General features: G+C 47.6%; 17 protein-coding genes and 1 pseudogene. 11 read left to right on the top strand and 7 right to left on the bottom strand.

All coding sequences use genetic code 11. The annotated features are described in order from the left end of the window. Nucleotide 1: 1 nt before the first annotated feature. Nucleotides 2–412 carry a DUF5412 domain-containing protein gene (locus tag ACVC9U_RS01380; RefSeq protein WP_075751373.1) on the top strand — a complete coding sequence of 137 codons (411 nt, stop codon included), beginning with the start codon at nucleotides 2–4 and terminating at the stop codon, nucleotides 410–412. Between the two features lie 88 nt (nucleotides 413–500). Here ACVC9U_RS01380 and ACVC9U_RS01375 read toward each other — a convergent pair whose 3' ends face one another. After that, nucleotides 501–1385 (bottom strand): alpha/beta fold hydrolase, encoded by an 885-nt coding sequence (locus tag ACVC9U_RS01375; protein WP_075751374.1) that lies wholly within the window; start codon nucleotides 1383–1385, stop codon nucleotides 501–503. 308 nt (nucleotides 1386–1693) lie between these two features. On the opposite strand from ACVC9U_RS01375, the pseudogene ACVC9U_RS01370 reads away from it, so the two are divergent. After that, a pseudogene (locus ACVC9U_RS01370) lies at nucleotides 1694–1791 on the top strand (hypothetical protein); the annotation flags it as partial. A gap of 107 nt (nucleotides 1792–1898) precedes the next feature. On the opposite strand, the gene helD reads toward ACVC9U_RS01370, so the two are convergent. Together helD and ACVC9U_RS01360 are read right to left on the bottom strand one after the other, a co-directional pair. Then, entirely contained in the window at nucleotides 1899–4235 is a 2337-nt protein-coding gene (helD, locus tag ACVC9U_RS01365; protein ID WP_075751375.1) for an RNA polymerase recycling motor HelD, read from the bottom strand. 178 nt (nucleotides 4236–4413) lie between these two features. Then, nucleotides 4414–5022, bottom strand: coding sequence for a trimeric intracellular cation channel family protein (locus ACVC9U_RS01360; protein ID WP_003185205.1), 609 nt, complete (start codon nucleotides 5020–5022; stop codon nucleotides 4414–4416). 124 nt (nucleotides 5023–5146) lie between these two features. On the opposite strand from ACVC9U_RS01360, the gene ACVC9U_RS01355 reads away from it, so the two are divergent. Together ACVC9U_RS01355 and ACVC9U_RS01350 are read left to right on the top strand one after the other, a co-directional pair. Next, nucleotides 5147–5362: a GrpB family protein gene (locus ACVC9U_RS01355; RefSeq protein ID WP_441390058.1), complete on the top strand. Its 216-nt coding sequence runs from the start codon at nucleotides 5147–5149 to the stop codon at nucleotides 5360–5362. After that, nucleotides 5310–5675, top strand: a complete 366-nt coding sequence (locus ACVC9U_RS01350) for a GrpB family protein (protein ID WP_441390057.1) — start codon at nucleotides 5310–5312, stop codon at nucleotides 5673–5675. Before ACVC9U_RS01355 ends, ACVC9U_RS01350 begins: the two co-directional genes overlap by 53 nt. A 95-nt stretch (nucleotides 5676–5770) precedes the next feature. Here the strand turns inward: ACVC9U_RS01350 and ACVC9U_RS01345 are convergent, their stop codons facing one another. The 4 genes from ACVC9U_RS01345 to ACVC9U_RS01330 all read right to left on the bottom strand — a co-directional run bounded on the left by ACVC9U_RS01345 (nucleotide 5771) and on the right by ACVC9U_RS01330 (nucleotide 9688). Continuing rightward, nucleotides 5771–6256, bottom strand: a complete 486-nt coding sequence (locus ACVC9U_RS01345) for a GNAT family N-acetyltransferase (protein WP_048350389.1) — start codon at nucleotides 6254–6256, stop codon at nucleotides 5771–5773. Nucleotides 6257–6352: 96 nt separating this feature from the next. Then, on the bottom strand, nucleotides 6353–6766 hold the full coding sequence (locus ACVC9U_RS01340; RefSeq protein WP_048350388.1) for a disulfide oxidoreductase: 414 nt from the start codon (nucleotides 6764–6766) through the stop codon (nucleotides 6353–6355). Further along, a complete protein-coding gene (locus ACVC9U_RS01335; RefSeq protein ID WP_048350387.1) occupies nucleotides 6756–7451 on the bottom strand; it encodes a thioredoxin domain-containing protein in 696 nt (231 codons plus the stop codon). The genes ACVC9U_RS01340 and ACVC9U_RS01335 overlap by 11 nt, the downstream gene beginning before the upstream one ends. Before the next feature lie 125 nt (nucleotides 7452–7576). Then, nucleotides 7577–9688, bottom strand: coding sequence for a heavy metal translocating P-type ATPase (locus tag ACVC9U_RS01330; RefSeq protein WP_441390056.1), 2112 nt, complete (start codon nucleotides 9686–9688; stop codon nucleotides 7577–7579). A 252-nt stretch (nucleotides 9689–9940) separates the two neighbouring features. On the opposite strand from ACVC9U_RS01330, the gene ACVC9U_RS01325 reads away from it, so the two are divergent. The 7 genes from ACVC9U_RS01325 to ACVC9U_RS01295 all read left to right on the top strand — a co-directional run bounded on the left by ACVC9U_RS01325 (nucleotide 9941) and on the right by ACVC9U_RS01295 (nucleotide 20013). Beyond that, complete coding sequence (locus ACVC9U_RS01325; protein WP_441390055.1) at nucleotides 9941–11155, top strand: ABC transporter substrate-binding protein; 1215 nt, start codon at nucleotides 9941–9943, stop codon at nucleotides 11153–11155. A 26-nt stretch (nucleotides 11156–11181) separates the two neighbouring features. Further along, nucleotides 11182–12075, top strand: a complete 894-nt coding sequence (locus tag ACVC9U_RS01320; RefSeq protein WP_145652006.1) for a carbohydrate ABC transporter permease — start codon at nucleotides 11182–11184, stop codon at nucleotides 12073–12075. After that, on the top strand, nucleotides 12072–12893 hold the full coding sequence (locus ACVC9U_RS01315) for a carbohydrate ABC transporter permease (protein ID WP_441390054.1): 822 nt from the start codon (nucleotides 12072–12074) through the stop codon (nucleotides 12891–12893). The genes ACVC9U_RS01320 and ACVC9U_RS01315 overlap by 4 nt, the downstream gene beginning before the upstream one ends. 21 nt (nucleotides 12894–12914) lie before the next feature. Beyond that, entirely contained in the window at nucleotides 12915–15224 is a 2310-nt protein-coding gene (gene yicI / locus ACVC9U_RS01310) for an alpha-xylosidase (protein ID WP_441390053.1), read from the top strand. 15 nt (nucleotides 15225–15239) lie between these two features. Beyond that, on the top strand, nucleotides 15240–18185 hold the full coding sequence (locus tag ACVC9U_RS01305; RefSeq protein ID WP_441390052.1) for a glycoside hydrolase family 3 C-terminal domain-containing protein: 2946 nt from the start codon (nucleotides 15240–15242) through the stop codon (nucleotides 18183–18185). Nucleotides 18186–18409: 224 nt separating this feature from the next. Then, nucleotides 18410–19153 carry a metal ABC transporter ATP-binding protein gene (locus ACVC9U_RS01300; protein ID WP_075751381.1) on the top strand — a complete coding sequence of 248 codons (744 nt, stop codon included), beginning with the start codon at nucleotides 18410–18412 and terminating at the stop codon, nucleotides 19151–19153. After that, nucleotides 19153–20013 (top strand): metal ABC transporter permease, encoded by an 861-nt coding sequence (locus ACVC9U_RS01295; RefSeq protein WP_075751382.1) that lies wholly within the window; start codon nucleotides 19153–19155, stop codon nucleotides 20011–20013. The genes ACVC9U_RS01300 and ACVC9U_RS01295 overlap by 1 nt, the downstream gene beginning before the upstream one ends. Nucleotides 20014–20031 lie beyond the last annotated feature (18 nt).

Raw genomic sequence — 20031 nt, 5'->3', positions numbered from 1 at the left:
ATTGGAGCTTTATATTGACGGAGAAATAGAAGAGCAGAGGAAGTCCCCGTGCCGAAGCGTCTTGTTTGCCATTTTGGCTGTTTTGCTTGCGTCAGGCATTACGATCGGATATATCGTTTATACGCATTTTTACTCGATGAATCATCTGCCGAAAGGAAATTGGATTCAGTCTTCCGCTTCGCCGAATCAAGCATACAACCTGAATTTGTATAGCGTGAATAAAGGCGGGGGAACGAACTCCCCTTCCGTCAGAGGGGAATTGACAACGGTTGCCACCGGTGAACGAAAAAACATTTATTGGGGATACGAAGAAGAACATGCCAAAATCGAATGGCAGGACAAATACCATGTGTCCATCAACAACAACGTGCTGGATGTCAGAACTGATATATATGATGGAAGAAGAGAGTGACAGCGTCACTCTCAGCCTTTGGAAAAAGTTTGTATGACCGCTCGTATAAGCCGCTGCATCTCTATGACATAGACAACAAAACTGTGGTTTATTTACTGCAAAAACGTAATACACGTTCATTTACGTATTGAGGCTGTTCCATTGATAAAACGTGACCTGCCTGTTTTATGATTTCCGCTTCAATACCAGGAACGAATGTTGAGGCGCGATGTAAGGCTGATTGCGGGTCATAGATGACTTCATGTTCACCCAGCAATAATAGAATAGGGACTTTTACTGATTTTAATTCGTCGTCAGTGAAAACATACGGAAATCCGTCGGCGTTAGGCTTGGGCTGTCTTAATCCATCCTGCCACATTACGCCTGCATGAAACTGCTCTGCAAAAACCGGGTGTAACACATTACGATCTGTCATCATCCAATTTAAGAAATTCTCTACTCCATCAGGCTCTATGAGGCTAAGAGCGTATTGATAAAAATCGTGATGAAACAGCAAAAATGTTTCCGCGGGGCTAAGGATAGCTGCGCTTTCTACTCTCTCTGGCGCACGTAAAACGAAATTCATCGTATGAAGCCCGCCAAGCGAAAGACCAACCATGTGCGACTTCTCTATCCCCAAAGCGTCGAACACTTCGAGAAGCCAATCAGCGTAACCCGCCCTCGTACCGCATAAATCTGCAGGGATGCTTTTGTTCTTATCACCTATGATATCGATTGCATATGTTCGGTATTTGCTGCTCCAATCCTCGATATTGGGGTACCACATAGTGGAGCTGAATAATGCGCCATGAAGCAATACAAGCGGCGGGGCATCCTCAGGTCCGCTTGCAATAATATGCGTTTGGCCGAAACGGGTAGATACGTAGAAAGATTTGTAATGAACTGGCCAAAGACCAAGGCTTTCCTTATAAGCTTGAAAATAGCGAATACCACTGTCACTTAAATCAGGGGTAATCGGTGAATGGTTTGACATGAAAATATTTCCCTCCCAATAAATCCTCTTCAAATGAATATGCCGTTACGTGTAGGGGAGTTTGTTATTATATATAACAGACTATATATATAGTGTATTACAGAATAAATTAATCATCAAACCCCAATATTAAAAAGCATTATATTATGGTACAGAATTATAAAATTGAACATAACAGATTTCAATTGGCGATTTCGATTTCGTAATCTCCTGCATGTAAAATGAAAATAGAAATCTAATAGGTTGTTAATCGACTAGAAGTTTTAATATGTTATATATCTTCGAGAAAAAGAGAAGCGATTTGATGAATAAAAGCTTTTATATTATTTAGCCAGACCACTTTCCTCTATAAATGATGGCAATCATTTCATTTTTGTTTAAGATGACAAACTCTTTAACAATCTCTCCTGCCAGAATATAAGAAGATTGCCACAGACTCAGCCTAGTGTAAAAAAGTCTGTAAAAAAAAAGCTTATAGAAACACTGGTTTCTCTACAAAAAGAGGTGACAGCGTCACTCTCTTTTCGTATACATATCATTTGAAACACCGTTTAAAAAACGCGTTTCCTTTCCAAGGGAAAAGAGATGGAGCTCATGCATCGCCCTCGTGCACGCCGTATAAAACAGAGTCCGCTCTCTTTCTTTTTTGTATTGTTTTTCAGAAGCGTCATAAATGACGACGGCATCAAATTCGATCCCTTTCGCCAAATAGACGGGAATGACGATCACGCCTTTTTGAAACGTTCTCGTTTCTTTATCGATCAGTTTAAGCTCTGTATGCTGCTGAAGATGCCGGAACGCATCCCTGCATTCCCGGACTGTTTTACAGATGACTGCAATCGTCTCAAGTCCTTCTTTTTGAAGGGCGGTCAAAAGGGAAGCCATCTTTTTATGATGTGCATGAAGGTCGGCCGATATTGTCAAAGTCGGTTTTTTGCCGTTCCTGTTAAAGGCTTCGATCTCTTCGCCTCCCTCGATGATGCGTTTTGTCAATTCAACAATTTCTTTCGTCGACCTGTAGCTGCGCTTCAAGGTGATGATCTCCGTTTTTTCGCCTTCAAACACGCCTCCCGACAGGAGCGTCTTATCGTGATAAGCATGGGCAAGAATCGCCTGGTTTAAGTCTCCCAGCATTGTGATGCTGCACGCGGGAAACAGGCTCTTCAAAAAAGCAAGCTGAAAAGGCGTGTAATCCTGGGCTTCATCAATGAATAAATGGCGGATTGCCGTGTTTTTTCTCCCGCCTGTCAGCTGGTTTTTCATATATAAAAAAGGGACGGCATCTTCATACGGCAGCTTCTCAAAACGAAAGCTTTTCTGGGTGAATGTGCAAATGCTCTGCCAGTCATCGGGGCGGGTTTGCGGAGTATAGCGCCCGGAAAAAAGCTGAAGGTACGTTCCTTTAAAATCAATAAAGCCGAACGCTTTTACCGCTTGCTTGAGCGGCTTGAACTCCCTTTCGGCAATGATAGCGGCAAGGAGGCTTTGTTCCCTTTCATAATCGTCAAACGTATTCTCCGTAAAGCGCTGTTCTTCCTGAAGACGTTTGTAGGCCTTTAAATATTCCTCTTTATCCAGCAGCTCGCTTTCCTCAATGACCCAGTCTTTTTTTCTTTCTTGGCGTTCGTATTTGTTCAGCAGCTGTAACAGCCATTTTCCCGTTTGTTCAATCCGGTTGGACAGCGTATCTGCATGATCAAGGGCCGCGAAAAATTCCCGCACCTGATCGCTTGTAATGATCCTTTTTCCGCGAAAGGCGATATGTTTAAACACCAGATCCAGACGCCCTTTTGCCAAACATTTGACGTAATCATCGATAATGCCTTTGAAGGCCAGACTGGATTTCAATTCGATTGATTTCATCCGGATGCGCTGCTCCTCATCGTCTGAAGCAGTTAAACAATATTCGAGCTGATCGAACGGAGTCTCGCACGAAACCTGCTTTCCAAGGCGGCGCGCCACAAATTCCTGGAATGTCGTCTGCTGGATGTTTTCCTCTCCGAGCTCAGGCAGAACATTGGCGACATAGCTGTTAAAAAGCAGGTTTGGCGAGAATAGCAGCATCTGGCTCGACTCGATCTGCCCGCGGCCGCGGTACAGCAAATACGCAGCCCGCTGCAATGCCGCCGACGTTTTTCCGCTGCCAGCCGCTCCCCGAACAATTAAAAAGCGGCTCCTTTCGTTCCGAATAATCTGATTCTGTTCTTTTTGAATCGTGGCGACGATGCTTTTCATCTGAATATCTGCCTGCTGCCCCAGGACTTCCTGAAGGACTTCATCTCCAATCGCCATATCCGTATTAAACATCGCTTTCAGCCGGCCGTTTTTGAAGAGAAATTGCCTTTTCAGCTCAATCGTTCCCCTGACTGTCTCGTCCGGAACTTCGTATTGAGCCGCACCGGGACCATAGTTGTAAAACAGACTTGAAATCGGCGCTCTCCAATCATAAATCAAAAACCGCTCTTCTTTTTCGTCCATTAAAGAGGCGAGTCCGATGTAGACGGATTCAGCGTTTTCTTCGCCGTCCTCCAAAAAATCTACGCGGCCGAAATAAGGCGATTCTTTCACTTTTAACAAGTTTTTCAACTCGTTGTAAAACTGCTTATGGCTCCTTTCCCTTTCAGCCAAAAACTCAGCCTGCTGTTTAATGCTAAAAAATGTTTCAACCGCTTCATTTTCATCGGCCAAGTTTACGGTGACATCGCTCCAGAAATGTTTCCGTAAATCGATGATATCCTCCTTCAATCCGCCGGTCTTTCCCTTTAGAGAATGAAGCTTCTGATCCAATTCCTTTAAAACAAGCCGGATTCGTTTTTCCTCTTCCAGCCATTCCTGACCGTTTTCCTGCACGCTGACCACTCCCTAAAAAGATTTGACATCAAAAAATATTCATGATAAAATAAAAATGGATAATACTATAATATTTGAAATTTTATGTTAAAATACACTTCATCTTATCATATAACCTTTGGTCAAATCAATATAAAAAGCCGATTTTTCAATCAACGAAAAATCGGCTTTTTTCTATTCAGCTGTGGGATCGCAGCGAACGATTCGGCAGCTTCCAGTTAAACATGTACGAACATACGCGGCATGCGACCAGCAAAGCAAACAGGATATACAGCGTGAGCGGTTTCTCCGCCCAGCCCATGCCGATAATGAATCCGCCCAAAGCGGCCCAAACGGCGTAGATCTCGGTTTTCAGCACGAGCGGCTTTCTTCCGGCCAAAAGGTCCCGGATCATTCCGCCGCCGCTTCCTGTTAAGACCGCCGCAACGATCACCGCGCTGACCGGATGGTTCATGTGAACGGCATAAAGCGCTCCTTGTATCGCAAATGCGGCAAGACCGATCGCGTCTGAAAAGCTCCCCCAGATGCTCCAGTGCTTTAACAGGAGCTTCGGAAACAAAAAAACGATCGTGATCGAAACAAGAGCGATTAGAAACAGGCTCCCCTGCTCCCATAAGGCGGACACCGGAACTCCGATGAGCAGGTTTCTGATCGCCCCTCCGCCGAACGCTGTCACAATCCCCAATATATAAACTCCTAAAATATCATACTCTTCTTCCATTGCAACGATCGCTCCGCTGATCGCAAAAGCGACGGTGCCGATGATGCTCAACACTTCCCAAGCCATCTAAGGTGTCCTCCATACTAAACTTCAATCTTTTTGATTTTATAACTTCTCCAACCTTTAAATCAACCCTCTCTGAATCAAAATATCTTATAATATAAAAAGACGTTTTTAAAGGGGTGAAAACATGGAACAGGAGATCATCATCGAAAAAGCGAAAGCCGGGTGGGTCCAGGAATTTGAATCTGAAAAACAGCGGCTCACGGATGCCCTCGGAAAAAAAGTTATCGCTGTCGAACATATCGGCAGCACCTCTGTTCCCGGCTGCGGCAAAACCGGTGCTCGATCTGATGGCCGGCGTCAACAGTCTCAGCGAAGCTTCAGCGTGGATCGAACCGCTTGAGCAGCTCGGTTATGAGCACGTATTTCACGAAGCCTTCCCGGCCAGGCGCTTTTTTCGAAAGGGGATGTGGAGGGCGGGCACACACCATCTGCACGTATATGTTTTTCAAAGCGAAGAATGGAAAAACCAGCTGAGATTCCGAAATTATTTAAGAAAGCACTCCGCCGAGCGGCAAGAATATGAAACATTGAAAAAAACCTTGGCGCAGCGCTTTCCATATGACCGCACCTCCTACACAAAGGGAAAAGAATCGTTCATTAAAGCCGTGATTGAGAAAGCAAAACATTTGGAAAGGAGCGGCCCGGCATGCTGAAAAAGACAAAACATAAATTGCTTACAATAGCCATCGCCTTCATTATGGCGGTTTTGTTATACTACTATGTCCAAGTCACGAAGTGAAAGCGGGCATTATACGCGCAAGGCCATTCGGACCGTTTTGAGGATATGCCCTTCAAAGTCTTCATCATATTCGGAGACATCCTCAAAACCCCTCGCCTTGTAAAAGTTTTTTCCGGTGCGGTTTTCCGTTTCAACCTCTACAAAGATCTTTTTTACTCCCTCCAAATGTTTTAGCCCCTCTTCCAATAATGCGGTTCCGATGCCTTTTCCTTGGTGTTCCGGGGCTAAATAAATGGCAGCGAGATAGGCCTCCCCTCCTTCTCTGACAAAGGAGTAGTTAGCAAAGCCGACGATTTTTCCGTCCGCTTCTGAAACGAGCATTAACGAGTGTTCCAAACGCTGCTGCATTCTCTCATCATTGTACGCTTTCTGCAAGAATTTCTCTTGAATATCGAAAGGGATTATCCCTTCATAAGTGTGATTCCAGCTTGTTTTGGCAATCTGCTGCACTTGTCGGATGTCTTGCTTTTTCATTTTACGAATCTTAATTTCCATCCTCATCATCCTTATCCATTTGATAATTTCCAAATATTATAGCATTTATTTTGTTGAACATGTAAAAAAAAAGAGCATTGTCAGACAATGCTCTTTTTACTCGTCTTTCCCCTTGAGAAAGCACATAAAAATGATAATCAAAATAAATGCGATAAGGGCGAGAAACGGAATCGTGATGAAACCGAACCAATTGATATACTGCCCTGAGCAAGGCACTCCTGTGACACACGGTTTAATACCGTTGAATCCGGGAATTTTTTGTTCCATGTAATGCATCAGGGAAATGCCTGCGCCGATCACCGCCATCGGCAGCACGTATTTTTTCACGCGGGCATCGCCCTGAAATGTCGCAATTCCAAGGATCAGCACGAGCGGATACATCATAATCCGCTGATACCAGCACAGTTCGCAAGGAATGAATTTACGGATTTCGCTGAAGTACAGGCTGCCTAGCGTCGCCGTTAATGAGACGATCCAGGCGCCGTACAGAAAAAACAGTTTATTTTTCATCAGACTGGCCTTTCAGCTCTTTGTCGATCGTTTCTTTGATTTTGTCATAATCAAACGGTTTGTCGATTTTTACGCCGTTGACAAAGATTGTCGGCGTCGAGTCTACTTCGTATTTGCTGATGAGCGAATTGTCCGTTTTTAATTGCTCAGCGAACGTTTTGTCATTTAAGCTGCTGACGAGCTTATCGCGTTTGATTTTCGTATTCGCTTCCGTGATGTCCGCCAATTTTGCCGGCGTCGCCCACTCGTTTTCCATCGTGTCATTGTCAGGCTGCGCTTTGTACAACGCTTCATGGAATTTCCAGAATGAAGCCGGATCTTCCTTCCATACTTGCTCGGAAGCGAGGGCGCTCAATTCAGAGCCTCTGCCGTGCTGTTCATTGACGAAGTTAATATATGAAAAATTAACTTGATCTTTATCGATGTAATCCTTTTTCAAATCCGGAAAGACGGTCTCAGTCCACTGTTTGCAGCTGGGACACTTGTAATCCCCGAATTCTGTGATCGTTACAGTCGCATCTTTGTTGCCAAGAAGCGGCTGTCCTTCAATTGAAGGCTTGTCATCAAAGGTTTGCGAAGCATTTTGGGTTTGATTGTTGATTACGACAAGTGCGCCGATCAGAAAAACGACCATGACTGTCATAATCACTGCAAATTTCATCGGTGACTGCTGTTTCTTCTTCACTTAGACACCTCATTATTCTTATTTTTTAGTATGCCAGTTTGATAACCTCTTTCATTTTAACAAGACAAGCCGCATTCGTGAAGATGCTAAAAAAGGAATTTCCAGTTCATTAGGTGGTAAAAAAGTTACATTTCTTTCACTTTTAAAACCCTCATCGCATTTAAAACGGCTAAAAGGGTAACACCGACGTCTGAAAAGACGGCTTCCCACATCGTCGCGATGCCGAAAGCACCCAAGATGAGAAAAACACTTTTAACGCCGAGCGCAAAGATAATATTCTGCCAGACAATCGCCCTCGTCCGCTTGGCAATGCTGACGGCTTCCGCAATTTTTGAAGGCTGATCCGTCATGATCACAATATCAGCCGCTTCGACTGCCGCATCAGAGCCAAGGCCTCCCATGGCAACCCCGATATCCGCTCTCGCCAAGACCGGCGTATCGTTGATGCCGTCTCCTGCGAATAGCAGCTTTTCTTTTGGAAGCTTTTGCTTGTCAAATGCTTCAATGCGGTCCACCTTATGCTGCGGAAGAAGCTCCGCATGCACTTCATCAATGGACAGTTCCGCGCCGACCGCCTCACCGGTCTCTTTCGCGTCGCCCGTCAGCATCACCGTTTTTTTAATCCCCGCTTTTTTCAAAGCAGAGATCGCACGCTTGGCATCCTCTTTGATTTCGTCTGCGATAACAATCGAGCCGATAAACGTATCGCCGGCGGCTACATAAACAACGGTACCGATTTCGCTTTCCTCTTGATACTCTATGCCGAATTTCTTCATGAGCTTGGCATTGCCGGCCAAAATGACGGCTCCGTCTACAACCGCTCTGACGCCGAAGCCGGCCGTCTCGCTGTAATCCTTGATGCGATCCGCTTGGACTTCCTTCCCGTATGCTTCACGGATCGACTCGGCGATCGGGTGGCCTGAGAAATGTTCGGCAAGCGCCGCATATTCAAGCAGTTCATCTTCTTTGACACGGCCTGCCGGCGAGAGCTTAACAACGGCAAATTCGCCTTTTGTTAAAGTGCCTGTTTTGTCAAAAACGGCGTATTTGACATCATTGAGCGCTTCTAAATAATTGCCGCCTTTTACGAGTATACCCGTTTTTGACGCTGCTCCGATGCCGCCGAAAAAGCCGAGCGGAATGGAAACGACGAGGGCGCACGGACAAGAAATGACCAAAAAGACGAGGGCCCGGTACACCCAATCCGACAGCGCGGCTCCGGAAATGATCAGCGGCGGGACAAAAGCGAGAAGAAGCGCGACTATGACAACAAAAGGCGTGTAGTACTTGGCGAATTTGGTGATAAAGTTCTCTGTTTTTGCTTTTCTGCTGCTGGCATTCTGGACGAGGTCAAGAATCTTTGAAACGGTTGATTCACTGTATTCTTTGTCCACTTTCACTTCAAGCACGCCGTTTTTGTTGACAAATCCGCTCAGCACCTCTTCGCCCGGCACGGCTTCTCGCGGAACGGATTCCCCGGTTAATGCGGACGTATCGACAAGCGATTTGCCCGCTCGCACTTTGCCGTCAAGCGGGACTTTCTCTCCTGGCTTGACGATGATGACATCGCCCGCTTTAACCTCATCAGGAGATACTTTAACCGTACCGCCTTCCGTTTGAAGATTGGCGTAATCGGGACGGATGTCCATCAAATCGCTGATCGATTTCCTGGAGCGGCTGACCGCGGCTCCCTGGAACAGCTCGCCTATTTGATAGAACAGCATAACCGCCACACCCTCGGGATACTGCTGAATGATAAATGCACCCAGAGTGGCGATCGTCATTAAAAAGTGCTCATCAAAAACCCGGCCGCGAAAGATGTTTTTGACGGCCCTTAATACGACATCACCGCCGATGATGAGGTAAGCAAGGAAAAAGAGAATCCACTCAGCTGCGGTACCGCCGGGAAACAGAAAGCCCGCCGCGCCGAGAACGGTTCCTGCAGCCAGTCTTGCAACCGTTTTTTTAAACCGGCCATCACCTTCGGATGGAGCTTGTTTTGTCCCTTCCTTCAACATTACGTTGACGTGCGGTTCGATCTCGGTTACTTTTTTCTTTATTTTTGAAGGAATGTCTTCACCGCTGTTTTGGTCGACTTTGACAGTCAGCGTGCTTGTTGCGAAATTGACTGAACACGCTTCAATCCCTTTCATACCGGCTATCTCATGCTCAATTTTTTGTGCGCAATTGCCGCAGTCGAGACCGTTTAACATGTATTCCTGCTTCACCTTTTCCATCTCTCTCACCTTTCTTTTTCAGCGCCGGGCTTTATTTTATATATGAGCATATACGCATATATCGTCTACCCTTATTATATGCTTCATCTGAAAAATGTGTCAATCGATCTTTGTTATCATCGCACCGGCTGTTTCCGTGTTTACCCTGCATTCCGCGTGTGCAAAACTCTGCTGGCATATTGGAAGCGATGGCCAAATATACTTAGTTTAGCTATTAAACTAACAAGCTTTTTTCATAAGGAGTGAACGTTTTTGAAAAAATCGTGTCTGATGGTCATCTGCCTCGCCTTTCTTCTCGTTTTTTCCACAGGCTGCAAAAACTGCACCGGCGCAAAGCATGCGGAAGAAATCAAAGTCTGGGATTATTTCACCGGCAGGCAGCAGGAACTTTATCATGAACTTGTCGATCGGTACAATCGGTCTCAGGACCGGTATAAAGTCGTAACAGAGTACATTCCTTTTAATGAAGTGAAAAAGCAGCTGTCTGTCGGAGCAGCCGGCAATGCCATGCCTGACGCCGTTTTTCTTGACAATGTCGACAATGCCTCATTCGCCGCCATGGGCGTGCTCGAAGATTTGACGGAGAAAGTCGAGCAATGGGGGCAGGCTGACCGGTATTATGAGGGGCCGCTCTCATCAGCCGTATATGAAGAGAAGTACTACGGCATCCCTTTCGCAAGCAATGCGCTTGCTTTGTTTTACAACAAAGACCTCTTGAAGGATGCAGGGATTTCCAAGCCGCCTGAAACGTGGAGCGAGCTGAAAAAAGCAGCGAAAAAAATGAGCAAAGGCCAAACGAAAGGATTTGCCCTGTCAGCCGTCAAATCAGAGGAAAGCGCTTTTCAATTTTATCCGTTTCTTTTGTCTTCCGGAGCAGATTTAAAACAGCTGCATTCAAAAGAAGCAGCCTCTTCCCTGCAGTTTTTAACGGATCTGGTCAAAGAAGGCGCAATGAGCAAGGAAGTGTTAAACGCCACCCAGGATGATCTGGCCAGACAGTTTGCAGCAGGTCAGCTCGCCATGATGATCAACGGCTCCTGGAATATTGAACGGCTGAAAGAAGCCGGGCACTTACATTACGGGATTACCTACATCCCGAAAGATCAAACATTCGCTTCCGCCCTCGGCGGGGAAAATATCGCGGTCGTTAAAGGAAAAAACACCGACGGCGCCTGGGATTTCATCACTTGGCTGATCGATCCGGAGCGGCTCGAAACGCTGACAGCGGAAACAGGTGTATTCCCGCCGCGTAAGGATTTGCTCGAATCATCAAGTCATTGGAAAACAGATGACAATTTAAAAGCCTTCATTCCAATCATGGAGATTGCATCAGCCCGCGGTCCTTCGAAAAACTGGCCGAAAATTTCGGAAGCTTTACAGACGGCCCTGCAGGAAGCATTGAGCGAAAGCAAAACGCCGAAAGAAGCGCTGGATGAGGCCGCACAAAAAATCAACGCCTTAAACTAGCTTTAAGCGCACGAAGGAGTTTTGACATGATCAGAACCATTGTCCGTAAATGGGAAGGGTACTTCTATTTGTTTCCGGCCGTTCTTTTTATGCTTGCCCTTATCGGTTATCCTCTCATCTACAACATGATTCTCAGCTTTCAAAACGTGTCGCTTGCAAATATAGCCTCACAGGATATCAGCTATATAGGAATCGACAATTATCAGCGGCTTGCCCAGGATAAAGTATTTTGGGCATCTTTAAAAAACACGTTGCTTTACACGGCCGGAAGCGTCGTTTTTCAGTTTGCAATCGGCTTTTTGCTCGCTTTGTTTTTCAGCATGAAATTTCGGCTTGCCCCGTTTCTCAGGGGATTGATGATGGTGAGCTGGCTCATTCCGCTGACGGTTACGGCGCTTTTATTCAAGTTTATGATGGCTTCAAATGAAGGCGTCTTCAATCAGCTGCTCCTATCATGGGGAATGATCGACAATCCAATCCCCTGGCTGTCAGACCCGAAGATTGCTATCTGGTCCGTTATTATTGCCAACATCTGGGTCGGCATTCCCTTTAATATGCTGCTCATATCCGCAGGTCTCAGCTCCCTTCCGGAAGACGTCTATGAAAGCGCAAGCCTTGACGGCGCCAATGCTTTTCAGAAATTCATTCATCTGACCCTGCCCTTATTGCGGCCGGTGATCACCGTCGTCATGATGCTTGGCTTCATTTATACGTTCAAAGTGTTCGACCTTGTGTTTGTGATGACTGGAGGCGGCCCCGTGCACGCTACTGAAGTCCTGTCAACCGTCAGCTACCGCTACTCCTTTGACGAATTTCAATTCAGCATGGGCGCAGCAAGCGCCAATGTCCTGTTTTTTATTCTTCTTTTGGTCAGTCTTATCTATTTGCGGCTGATCAAAAAAGATGAGGTGATGTCATGAAAACGAAGCAAAAGGAATGGCTCTTTAACATTATTGGCGTCCTCGTTACGGCCGGCTTTTTATTCCCCGTTTACTGGATGATCGCCACGGCTTTCAAAAGCGAGGCAGAATTGTTTAAAACACCGCCTTTATTGTGGCCCGAGACATTCCGGACGGACAGCTTCGAAGCTGTGTTCACTTCAGGCATCGCCGGATACTTTTTGAACAGCCTGCTGATTTCCGGGGCGGCTGCCGCCATCGTTCTTATATTGGCCGTTCCTTCCGCTTACGGCTTGGCGCGCTTTCGGATCAAGGGCAAAAAAATGTTCATTTTACTGTTTCTCATCACGCAAATGCTGCCTGCCACCGTTGTTTTGACTCCGCTGTTTATCGCCTTTAATCAACTGAACATATTAAACACGTATATCGGACCGATTTTGACGGGGGCAACGCTCGGCGTTCCTTTTTCGGTTTTAATGCTCAGAACTTTTTTTCTCGGGATCCCCAAGGATCTTGAAGATGCGGCCAAAATCGACGGCTGCAGCAGTTTTACCGCATTCATCCGCATCATTTTGCCTATCAGCGTACCCGGGATTGCCGTCAGCGGAGCGGTTTCCTTCTTTTTTACATGGGGAGATTTGATTTACAGCATGACATTCAACCGAAATCAGGAGCTGTGGCCGCTGACGGCAGGCATTTACAATGTGATCAGCCAATACGGAATCCAGTGGAATGATTTGATGTCATTTGCCGTTTTATCGGTTCTGCCTGTCATCATCATTTTTATACTGCTTCAAAAGCAGCTTGTTAAAGGTCTAATCAGCGGATCCATCAAGTAAAAAGAAAGGGTGTTTTCGATCATGAAATTTTCAGACGGCTACTGGCTGACGCGCGAAGGATATCACATCAACACGCCAAAAGAAGCCTACGACCGAATGATTGATCAGCAATCATTGACCGTATACGGGCCTGTCAAAGCGGTTCAAAAGCGCGGGGACACGCTGGACACCCGCATGCTCACCGTCAGATTTTCGAGTCCTCTTGAAGACGTGATCCGTGTGCAAGTGTCCCATTTTCAAGGGGAAACGCCTCGGAAGCCCGAGTTTCAGCTGCATATGACAGACGTTGAACCGGTCATCTCCGAACACGATGATGCGCTGACCTTCCAAAGCGGCAGCCTCTGCGTCGAAGTGAACAAAAACAGTTGGGGCTACCAATTTTCACGTGATGGACAGAGCCTGACCGCAAGCGAATCGAACAGCCTCGCCTATATTACGAGCGATGACGGGCGCACATTTATGAGGGAACAGCTCAACATCGGCGTCGGCGAATTGATCTACGGTCTCGGCGAGCGTTTTACGGCATTCGCGAAAAACGGCCAAACCGTAGACATCTGGAATCAGGACGGCGGAACAAGCACGGAGCAGGCGTATAAAAATGTGCCGTTCTATTTGTCAAACAAAGGGTACGGTGTTTTTGTCAATCATCCCGAGCTCGTTTCGTATGAAATCGGTTCTGAAGTCGTATCCAAAGCGCAGTTTTCGGTCGAAGGGGAAACGCTTGACTATTTTATCATCAGCGGCGCTGAACCGAAGGATGTTTTGAAACGCTATGCGGCATTAACGGGAAAACCGGCGCTTCCCCCGGCCTGGTCTTTCGGCCTTTGGCTGTCCACATCGTTTACAACCGACTATTCTGAGGAGACCGTGACCCGTTTCATCGACGGGATGACCGAACGCGGCATCCCGCTCAGCGTGTTTCATTTTGACTGCTTCTGGATGAAAGAATTTGAATGGTGCAATTTCGAATGGGATGAACGATATTTTAAGCAGCCTGAAGCTATGCTCAGCCGCCTGAAAGATAAGGGTTTGAAAATATGCGTCTGGATCAACCCTTACATCGCCCAAAAATCGAAGCTTTTTCAGGAAGGAAAAGAAAACGGCTACTTTTTAAAAAACAGCCGGGGGGATGTGTGGCAGTGGGACCGGTGGCAGGCCGGAATGGCAATCGTCGACTTCACCAATCGAAAAGCGCGTGACTGGTATTGTTCAAAACTTGAAAGCCTGCTCGACATGGGCGTCGACTGTTTCAAGACCGATTTCGGAGAACGGATTCCGAGAGACGCGGTTTACTTTGACGGATCAGACCCCGACAGAATGCACAATTATTATTCTTTTTTATACAACAAAACCGTATTTGACCTGTTGAAGCAAAAGCGCGGCGAACGGGAAGCGGTCGTGTTTGCAAGGTCGGCGACGGCCGGAGGCCAGCAATTTCCCGTACACTGGGGCGGGGATTGTTTTGCCAGCTATGATTCAATGGCTGAAAGCCTTCGCGGCGGCCTGTCGCTTTCCCTTTCAGGCTTCGGCTTCTGGAGCCACGATATCGGCGGATTTGAAAGCACGGCAACAGCCGATTTGTATAAGCGCTGGACCGCATTCGGCCTCTTGTCGACGCACAGCCGCCTGCACGGGAGCGAATCATATCGCGTTCCGTGGCTGTTTGACGAAGAAGCGGCCGATGTCATGCGGTATTTTGTCAAACTGAAACACAGGCTGATGCCTTATTTGTACGCCGCCGCGCATGAAGCTCACGATGAAGGCATTCCGATGATGCGGGCGATGCTCCTCGAATTTCCCGGGGACAACACTTGCCACTGGCTTGACAGACAGTACATGCTCGGCGGAAGGCTGCTCGTCGCTCCCGTTTTTCAGGAAGACGGCGCTGTCCGTTATTATTTGCCAAAAGGCACTTGGACACACCTTTTGACGGGAAAAGAGACGGAAGGCGGAGAATGGAAAGAAGAACAGTACGGGTATATGGGGCTTCCCCTGTTTGTCAGGGAAAACACGCTGCTGCCGCTCGGGCAGGAATCCGGGCGACCTGATTATGACTATCTCGACGATGTGACGTTCTGCCTTTACCAATTAAAAGACGGCTGCACAGCCGAACAGACGATTTACAATGAAAAGTGCGAAGCAATGACAGTCAAAGCTTCACGGCATCAAAATACGATTACCGTGAAAACAGCAGGCGTCCAAAAGAAATGGAAGCTGCTCATCCGCGGTCTTTCTGTCACTTCAGTCATAAACGGCGCAGCGGAAGCGCTTCAGGAGGGAACAGCGATTCAGCCAAAAGAAATCGACCGGGATGTCTTCATTTTTTTCTAAAAAGGAGTGATCAGGATGCTGAAAACGGTCCGCACCATCATGTTGGCGGCAATGTGCACGATCCTTTCCGCCGCCGCTTTCGATCCGCCTCAGCCCGCGGCCGCTAAAACCCGGGCTGATCAATATGAATATCCCTTTCAAGATCCGGGTCTCCCTGTTCAAAAAAGGGTCAGCGACTTGCTTTCACGCCTGACCCTTGAGGAAAAAGTGTCACTGATGCATCAATATCAGCCCGCCGTTCCCCGGCTGGGCATTCCCGCTTTTAAAACGGGCACAGAAGCGCTTCACGGCGTCGCCTGGCTCGGGGAAGCAACCGTTTTCCCGCAGGCTTTCGGGCTCGCGCACACATGGGACCGCTATTTAATCAAACAAATCGGCTCGGCGGTCGGTGATGAAGTCCGCGGCTTCCACCACCTTGATCCCGCGGCAAACGGAGTCAACGTCTGGGCGCCGGTCGTCGATCTGCTGCGTGATCCAAGGTGGGGAAGAAATGAAGAAGGCTATTCCGAAGACCCATTTTTAACCGGGGAAATAGCAACCGCCTATGCCTCCGGGTTAAGGGGCGATCATCCCTTCTATTTGAAAACAGTTCCAACCTTAAAGCATTTTCTTGCCTATAACAACGAAACAGACCGGGGATTCAGCTCCTCAAGCATCGATCCCAGGAACATGCACGAGTATTATTTGAAGCCCTTCGAAACAGCAATTTCCAAAAAAGCCGCGTATGGACTGATGCCGGCCTACAATTCTGTCAACGATAAACCGGCCATTTTGAGCCCGCTGCTCGACAGTACAGTCAAACGTAGATGGGCCGGAGACGATTTCTTCATCGTCAGCGATGCCTTTGATCCTTCCGGAATCGTCAATGACCACAAGTATTATGACAGCCACGAAAAAGCCCATGCCCACGCCGTAAAAGCCGGCATTGACAACTTTACGGATCAGGGGGAAAATCCCGAGCTGACGAGAAACGCCTTAACCGGTGCCTTAAAGCAAGGACTTATTTCTGAAAAAGACCTCGATCAAGCCTTGGCCAATACGTTCAGCATCCGTTTTCGCACGGGCGAATTTGATCCGGACGAACTCAATCCGTACAGCCGCCTGACAGATGACGTCATCAACAGTCCAAAGCATCAGCTGCTGGCGAAAAAAGCGGCTGAAAAAGCCATTGTTTTACTGAAAAACGACCAGGATCTGCTTCCTTTCAATGCCCGGAAGAATGAAAGCATTGCAGTCATCGGCCCGTTCGGAAATGCGCTTTACGAAGATTGGTACAGCGGAACGATGCCGTATCGGAAAACCCCGCTTGACGAAATCGCGGACAAAATCGGCAAAGACCGCGTCTCCTTTGCTGAAGGTCTGGAACAAAGCGGCTTCAAATCCGCGCCGACCGGAAAGTTTGTAACTGCAGGCCGGGACGGCAAACAACCGCTCACAGCAGCGGCTGATAAGCTTGAGAAAAGCGCGGCATTCGATGCGGCGGATTGGGGAGAAAGCATCTTCACCCTCCGCGCCCAAGCGAACGGCCTCTATGTCTCGCTTCAGGATGACGGCCGGCTGATCGCTGATCAGAAACAGCCGAACGGCCGGACCGTTAAAGAAACATTTCAGTTCGAACAGCAGTCTGACGGGACATTTGCCATCAAAAATACGGCAAACGGCAAATATCTCACCGCCGGTAAAGACGGCACATTAACAGCCGCCGCCGAAAAGCCGGCAACAGCAGCGGAAAAGTTTTCAAAGACGATCATCAAGAGCGGTACGGATGAAGCGGTTCAGCTGGCAAAATCCGCGGACAAAGCCATCGTGTTTGTCGGCAACAATCCTTACATCAACGGCCGGGAAACCGAAGACCGGAAAGATATTACACTCCCTCCGGCCCAGGAAAATCTGCTGAAAGCTGTTTCTAAAGCCAATACCAATACGGTGCTTGTCGTAACGAGCAGCTATCCGTTTGCTCTCAACTGGGCAAAAGCGCACATTCCTGCGATCATATATTCCGCTCACGGAGGCCAGGAGGCGGGAAGCGCATTGGCGGACATTCTCTATGGAGATGTAAATCCGGGCGGACGGCTGACGCAAACTTGGCACACCTCAGTCAAAGAACTGCCGGATATGATGAATTACGATATCATCAAAGGGAAAAGAACCTATAAATATTTCGTAGGCAAGCCGCTGTTTCCGTTCGGCCACGGGTTATCCTATACAGCGTTTCGCTACAGCGATTTAAGCCTTTCCTCTGACAGCATCAAAAAAGACGGATCTGTCACGATTCGCGTCAACGTCACCAATACAGGCGGAAGAAAAGGAGATGAAGTCGTTCAGCTCTATACCTCTCCCCTGTTTAAAACACGGGTTAAACAGCCGAACCTGGACCTGAAAGATTTTCAGCGGGTTGAACTGGCACCGAAAGAAACGAAAACCGTGACATTCAAGCTGAAACAGACAGACCTTGCCTTTTGGGATGTGACGAGAGAAACATTTGCCGTTGAAAGAGGCCCTTACAGAATATCCGTCGGCAGCTCGGCGGCGGACATCCGCAAGACAAAGCGGATCTTCGTCCAAGGCGAAACAATTCGGGAACGGAACTTGCGCCGAAAGACAAACGCTGAAGACTACGACGACTACAAAGGCGTGCTCATCACCGAAGAATCCAAATACGGCGGCGATGCGGTAAAAAGCAGTACAACAAACGCGTGGATCGCCTACCATGATGTCCGCTTCAAAGGCGAAAAAAGGATAGAAGCAAAGGTTGCAAGCAGCGGCGCCGGCGAAATCGGCATCTTCCTCGACCATCCTCAAAAAGGAAAGCAAATCGGTTCGTTAAAAGTGCCTGACACATCCGGATTGCAAAACTGGAAAACGATAAAAGCTTCCGTCCGAAAATCGGCAGGCACCCACCGCGTCTACTTTGTCTTCAAAGGGAAAGTCGCAATCGATACGTTTCAATTTGAACGATAAACCGGTACAGAAGAAATTTTTTTAAAGCCATGCAGCTTGATCTGCATGGCTTTTACCGTTTTTCAGCAATTTTAGCGCTTTACAACTTAGGAATGATATATTAGAATTCAATCAAAAGTTGCATTGGGTAAAAAGAGTGTCATTAGGCAATAAAATATTACCAGAACAAAAATATTGTATTCAGGTTAACTTTCATATAGACATAGAAAGGGGTTAATGAACCTATGAAACCCGCGATTACTGTAAAAGATTTATATGTTTCTTATCACGGCGCTGAAGCGCTCCGCGATATCAATTTCTCGCTCGATCAAGGAATGATGGCGGGCATTATCGGACCGAACGGCGCAGGAAAATCAACGCTGTTAAAAGCCATGCTCCAATTGATTCCAAAGGATAAAGGCGACGTCCGTCTGCTCGGAAAACCGCTCAAAGATGTACGCAAGCAAATCGCCTATGTTCCGCAGCGGAATGATATGGATTGGACGTTCCCGATCAATGTACTCGACACCGTCATCCTCGGCACGTATCCTGAACTCGGCCTTTTCAGACGTCCGAAAAAACGCGATAAAGACTGGGCATATCACTGTCTAGAAAAAGTCGGGATGGAAGCATACGCCAAGCGCCAGATCGGTGAACTGTCAGGCGGGCAGCAGCAGCGCGTTTTTCTCGCCCGGGCGCTCGCCCAAAAAGCAGAGCTGTTCTGTCTTGACGAACCGTTCGTCGGAATTGATGTGACGAGCGAAGAAATGATTGTCAGCATCTTAAAGGAACTTCGTGATGAAGGAAAGACCGTTCTTGTCGTCCATCACGATTTGAGCAAAGCGGACAGCTACTTCAATGAATTAATTTTGCTGAACAAAGAGCTGATTCAAAAAGGCCCTGTCTCCGACATCCTCAATCCCGACGTGATGATGAAAGCCTATGAATCTCAGCTTCCGTTCCTGCAATCGAAAAGAGGTGCGATCTGATGGAGTTTATCCATGGTTTGATGGAATATTCGTTTCTGCAAAAATCGCTGTTCACATCGATTATGGTGGGCATCATTTGCGGCGTCATCGGCTGCTTTATCATTCTCAGGGGAATGGCGCTGATGGGAGATGCGATTTCACACGCGGTTCTTCCCGGCGTCGCCATCTCATATATGCTCGGCGTCAATTTTTTCTTCGGCGCCGTCTTTACGGGCATCCTGACGGCTCTCGGAATCGGCTATGTCAGCCAAAACAGCCGGATTAAAAACGATTCGGCCATCGGTATCGTCTTCACAGCCTTTTTCGCCGTCGGGATCATTTTGATTACGCTTGTCAAAAGCTCAAGCGATCTGTACCACATCTTATTCGGAAATGTGCTGGCCGTTCGTTCATCCGACATGTGGATCACGCTCGTCATCGGAGTCATTATTCTTACCGCCGTCTTTTTGTTTTACAAAGAGCTGCTCATCACCTCTTTCGACCCGACGATGGCGGCCGTCTACGGCCTGCCGAACCGGCTGATTCACTACTTTTTAATGACGCTTTTAACGATGGTCACGGTCGCATCGCTTCAGACCGTCGGCATTATCCTCGTCGTCGCGATGCTGATCACACCTGCCGCAACCGCTTATTTATTGACGGACCGGCTGTGGGTGATGATCTATTTGTCCGCTTTCCTCGGCGCTTTGTCAGCGGTCGTCGGTCTTGGATTAAGCTATACGTACAACCTCTCCTCAGGAGCGGCGATCGTGCTCGTGGCTACGATTTTGTTCGGACTTTCCTTTACATTTTCACCGAAACAAGGCGTGCTTTGGAGAGCTTTGAAATCAAGAAGAAAACGGGCAGCACTTCAATCATAACCGCAATATAAAGGGGGA

The sequence above is a fragment of the Bacillus sp. GM2 genome (genome assembly GCF_056155945.1).
The sequence above is the reverse complement of the archived record's forward strand: the minus strand, read 5'-3'. Positions and strand labels throughout refer to the sequence as shown.

Coding starts and splice junctions, on each gene's coding strand:
- ACVC9U_RS01375 (WP_075751374.1), bottom strand. CDS start 1,385: ATGTCAAACCATTCACCGATTACCCCTGATTTAAGTGACAGTGGTATT.
- ACVC9U_RS01360 (WP_003185205.1), bottom strand. CDS start 5,022: ATGGCTTGGGAAGTGTTGAGCATCATCGGCACCGTCGCTTTTGCGATC.
- ACVC9U_RS01355 (WP_441390058.1), top strand. CDS start 5,147: ATGGAACAGGAGATCATCATCGAAAAAGCGAAAGCCGGGTGGGTCCAG.
- ACVC9U_RS01350 (WP_441390057.1), top strand. CDS start 5,310: ATGGCCGGCGTCAACAGTCTCAGCGAAGCTTCAGCGTGGATCGAACCG.
- ACVC9U_RS01345 (WP_048350389.1), bottom strand. CDS start 6,256: ATGGAAATTAAGATTCGTAAAATGAAAAAGCAAGACATCCGACAAGTG.
- ACVC9U_RS01340 (WP_048350388.1), bottom strand. CDS start 6,766: ATGAAAAATAAACTGTTTTTTCTGTACGGCGCCTGGATCGTCTCATTA.
- ACVC9U_RS01330 (WP_441390056.1), bottom strand. CDS start 9,688: ATGGAAAAGGTGAAGCAGGAATACATGTTAAACGGTCTCGACTGCGGC.
- ACVC9U_RS01320 (WP_145652006.1), top strand. CDS start 11,182: ATGATCAGAACCATTGTCCGTAAATGGGAAGGGTACTTCTATTTGTTT.
- ACVC9U_RS01315 (WP_441390054.1), top strand. CDS start 12,072: ATGAAAACGAAGCAAAAGGAATGGCTCTTTAACATTATTGGCGTCCTC.
- yicI (WP_441390053.1), top strand. CDS start 12,915: ATGAAATTTTCAGACGGCTACTGGCTGACGCGCGAAGGATATCACATC.
- ACVC9U_RS01305 (WP_441390052.1), top strand. CDS start 15,240: ATGCTGAAAACGGTCCGCACCATCATGTTGGCGGCAATGTGCACGATC.
- ACVC9U_RS01300 (WP_075751381.1), top strand. CDS start 18,410: ATGAAACCCGCGATTACTGTAAAAGATTTATATGTTTCTTATCACGGC.
- ACVC9U_RS01295 (WP_075751382.1), top strand. CDS start 19,153: ATGGAGTTTATCCATGGTTTGATGGAATATTCGTTTCTGCAAAAATCG.